Source organism: Actinomyces sp. (genome assembly GCF_030524025.1).
Lineage (GTDB): Bacteria > Actinomycetota > Actinomycetes > Actinomycetales > Actinomycetaceae > Actinomyces.
On sequence record NZ_JAUNHI010000053.1, the window covers coordinates 1 to 3,769 of the forward strand.

The following is a 3,769-nucleotide window of genomic DNA, read 5'->3' on the forward strand; positions in this document are numbered from 1 at the left end:
GGCCCGACTGGGCGCGGCACAGGAGGACGGCGCCCCGCGGAGCGCACCCCGGCAGGCCGGACGCGGGGCGGCCCGCTCGGCCCGGACCGTGACGACCCAGGACGGCCGGCCGGCACGGGGCCGGAGCCGCGCGGCCCGCGCACGCCGGTCGGGGCGGGCGTGGCCCGACCGGCCGGACGGCGAGCGCCTCAAGCAGGCGAGGGCGGTGCCCCGCCGGCCCCGGTACTGGCTGCGGTGGCTGCTCGTCGTCAGTGTCGGGGTGGCCCTCGTGGCCGCAGCGGCCTCCGGGCTGATCGCCGGGGCGCTGTGGGTGAGCCAGACGATCCGCGACCAGGACAAGGCCGAGGCGGTCGGCTCGGCGCCGACCAGCTACCCCGCCCCCACGGCCTGCCAGCCCACCGACCTCGACATCACCGTCACGGCGCCCGATACGGTCGCCGCCGGTGCGGGGATGGTCCTCGAGCTGTCCGTCGTCAACGCCGGCGCCGAGCCCTGCTTGCTCGACGTCGGCGCGCAGAACCTCGGTGCGGTCGTTACCTCGGGGGACCACACCGTGTGGACCTCGACGGCCTGCGCGGCAGGCGCGCCCTCCCGCCTCCTGCTCATCGACACCGGGGACTCCACGAGCACGTCCCTGACCTGGGACGGCCTGGCCACCGACCCGACCTGCACCGGCCAGGCGGCCGCCGCCCCCACCCCCGAGCAGGCAACGGCGGCACCGACCGACACTGCGACCGACGCCGCGACCGAGGCGGCGACCGACGCCGTGACCGAGTCGGCCCCGCCGGTGGCCGACCCCCGCCTGGCCACCGCCGGCACCTACCGGGTGCGCATCCAGGTCGGTGGCCAGGACGCCACCTCCGACCAGGTCTTCGTCGTCCAGTGAGCCTTTCTCGCCAGGCGCTCGGCCGGCGGGTTCGTAGCTTGCGTCGTCCGACCGTGCCTTCGCCGGGCCGGGGCCCGCCGGGTTCGTACCTTCTGCCTCCAGACCGGCCCTGGTGGGGCGTCAGGCGTAGCGGTCGACCAGTGAGACCTCGGCCAGGCGGGACAGCCCGTCGCGCAGCGTCCGGGCGCTGCGCATGTCGACGCCCTCGACGGCCTCGAGCTCATCGACCGACGCGCCCAGCACCCCCTGGAGGGAGCCCCAGGTGCTGACGACCGCCCGCGCCGTGACCAGGGGCAGGCGCGGGATCTTGGCCAGGATGCGCAGTCCGCGCGGGGAGACGTGTGCATCGAGGTCCTGGCCGTCGGGTCCACCCAGTCCCATGGAGCGGGCGACCATGGCCAGGTCGAGCAGGGCGGGGGAGCCGACCCACTTGAGGCGCGCATCGACGGTGGCGGTGTCCAGGCCCCGGGGGAGGTAGTCGGTCAAGAGGAAGTCCCGCTCGGCCATGAGCCCGCGGGTCAGCTCCTCGAGCTGGAGGTCGAGGAGACGGCCGTCGGTGCCGAGCTCGACGACATAGCCGTCGATGTCGGAGGCGATACGGCGGACCATCTCAAGGAGCTGGAGAACGGCCGTGACATCACGGACGGTGACGAGATCCTCGATCTCGAGGGCGTCGAGGCCGCCCGAGGTCTGGGACAGGCGGGAGGTGTAGCGCTCCAGGGTGGCCAGCGCCTGGTTGGCCCGGGCGAGGATGACGTCGCTGGGCTCGAGCACGTGACGCTTGCCGTCGACGTAGAGGGAGACGATCTTCATCGACTGGCTCACCGAGATGACGGGGTGCCCGGTCTGACGGGCCACGCGCTCGGCCGTGCGGTGACGCATGCCCGACTCGGCGGTCTCGATCGAGGCGTTGGGCAGGAGCTGGACGTTGGCGCGGCGGATCCGGTTGTGGGCCCGGTCGACGGTGACGGCGCCATCCATCTTCGACAGCTCGCGCAGGCGCGCCGCGGAGAGCTCGACATCGAGGTGGAAGCCGCCCGAGGAGATCGCCTCGACCCGCTCGTCATAGCCCAGGACGATGATTGCACCGGTGCGTCCCCGCAGGATGCGCTCCAGGCCATCGCGCAGGACAGTGCCTGGTGCGACGAGCGCCAGCGTCTCGCGCAGCAGGTTGACGGAGGTGTCAGTCATCAATGGCTCCTGTGGTGGCCGGCGCCTGCGGGCGTCGGCGCGGGGTTCCGGGCTCGCGGACATGGTAGCCGCGGCGCGGGGCATGCGCCGTGAGGTGGGTCGCCCGCCGGTCCCCACCCCCGTCAGACGGGGGTAGGGACCGGCGGGCGGGACGGTCAGGAGCGGGGCAGGGCCGCGCCGATGGCCTCCCCGAGGTGGCCGACGGGAAGGACATGCACGCCGTCAACGGCACGCAGCTCCTGGCTGCCGGCCAGAGGCACGATCGCCCGGTCGAAGCCGAGACGGGCGGCCTCGGCCAGGCGCCGTTGGATGCCGACGGTGGCGCGCACCTCACCGGTCAGGCCGACCTCCCCGAAGGCGACGAGCCCGGCCGAGGCGGGCACGCCATGGGCGGCGGAGACCACGGTGATGGCCACCGCCAGGTCCGTGGCGGGCTCGACCGCCCGCGCACCGCCGACCGTTGAGACGTAGACGTCTGAGGAGGAGGTGTCCACCCCCAGACGTGCGCCGAGCACGGCCAGAGACATGGCGACCCGCGAGTGGTCCACGCCCGAGGTGGTGCGCCGCGGTGAGCCCGCCGCGGTGCCGGCCACGAGCGCCTGGACCTCGACCGGCACGGGGCGGCGGCCCTCGAGGGTGACCGTGGCGCAGGTGCCGGGGACCTCCGAGCGCGCCGCGGACAGGAACAGGCCCGAGGGGTCGGCAAGGCCAACGATGCCGCGCTCGCCCAGGTCGAAGCAGCCGACCTCATCGGTGGGGCCGTAGCGGTTCTTCACTGCGCGCAGCAGCCGGAGGCGGGCGTGGCGGTCCCCCTCGAACTGGCACACGACGTCGACGAGGTGCTCGAGGACCCGAGGGCCGGCGATGCCCCCGTCCTTGGTCACGTGGCCCACGAGCAGCACCGGGATGCCGCGCTCCTTGGCCACCGCGATCAGGGCCCCGGCGACGGCGCGCACCTGGGTGACGCCCCCCGCGCTACCCTCGACCTGGGCCGAGGCGATGGTCTGGACCGAGTCGACGATGAGCAGGCTGGGCCCCGTGGCGTCGACGTGCCCCAACAGCGCCGACAGCTCGTTCTCGCTGGCCAGCAGCAGCGCGGGGTCGATGGCATCGATGCGTTCGGCCCGCAGGCGCACCTGGCTGGCCGACTCCTCACCGGTGACGTAAAGGACGGGCCCGTGGCCGCGCTCGCGGGCGACCGCGGCGGCTTTGGCCGCGACGTCGAGCAGGAGGGTGGATTTGCCGACCCCCGGCTCACCGGCCAGGAGGATGACGGCCCCGGGGACGACCCCGCCGCCCAGGACCCGGTCGAGCTCGCCGACGCCGGTGGGGCGGGCCCGGGCCTCCTCCGCGCTGACCTCCCCGATGGGGCGGGCGGGCTCGATCGGGCGCAGCGCCTGGAGGCGGGCCGAGGCGGATGCCCCCGAGGAGGCTCCGCCGGGCTCGACGAACTCCTCCAGGGTGCCCCACGCCCGGCACTCCCGGCACTGGCCCAGCCACTTGGGGCTGGTCCAGCCGCACTCGGAGCACAGGAAGGAGGTCCGTGCCCTCGCCGGGCTCTTCGAGGAGGTCATGGCGGCAGGTTATCGGGGCGGTACGACATCAACCCGGCGCCCTCCCCTCACCGATCTCGAGGTGTCATATGTCCCGATCTCGAGGTGCCATATCTCCCGATCTCGGCGAGGGGGAGGG

At 74.2% G+C, this 3,769-nt stretch carries 2 protein-coding genes and 1 pseudogene; 1 reads left to right on the top strand and 2 read right to left on the bottom strand.

What is annotated here, in order from left to right:
• Window positions 1–886 (top strand): annotated as a pseudogene (locus Q4C85_RS11660) (hypothetical protein); the annotation flags it as partial.
• Window positions 887–1,006: 120 nt separating this feature from the next.
• On the opposite strand, the gene disA reads toward Q4C85_RS11660, so the two are convergent.
• Both disA and radA read right to left on the bottom strand, forming a co-directional pair.
• Window positions 1,007–2,077: a DNA integrity scanning diadenylate cyclase DisA gene (gene disA / locus Q4C85_RS11665; protein ID WP_303142295.1), complete on the bottom strand. Its 1,071-nt coding sequence runs from the start codon at window positions 2,075–2,077 to the stop codon at window positions 1,007–1,009.
• 155 nt (window positions 2,078–2,232) lie between these two features.
• Window positions 2,233–3,651, bottom strand: a complete 1,419-nt coding sequence (radA, locus tag Q4C85_RS11670) for a DNA repair protein RadA (RefSeq protein WP_303142297.1) — start codon at window positions 3,649–3,651, stop codon at window positions 2,233–2,235.
• Window positions 3,652–3,769: the final 118 nt, after the last annotated feature.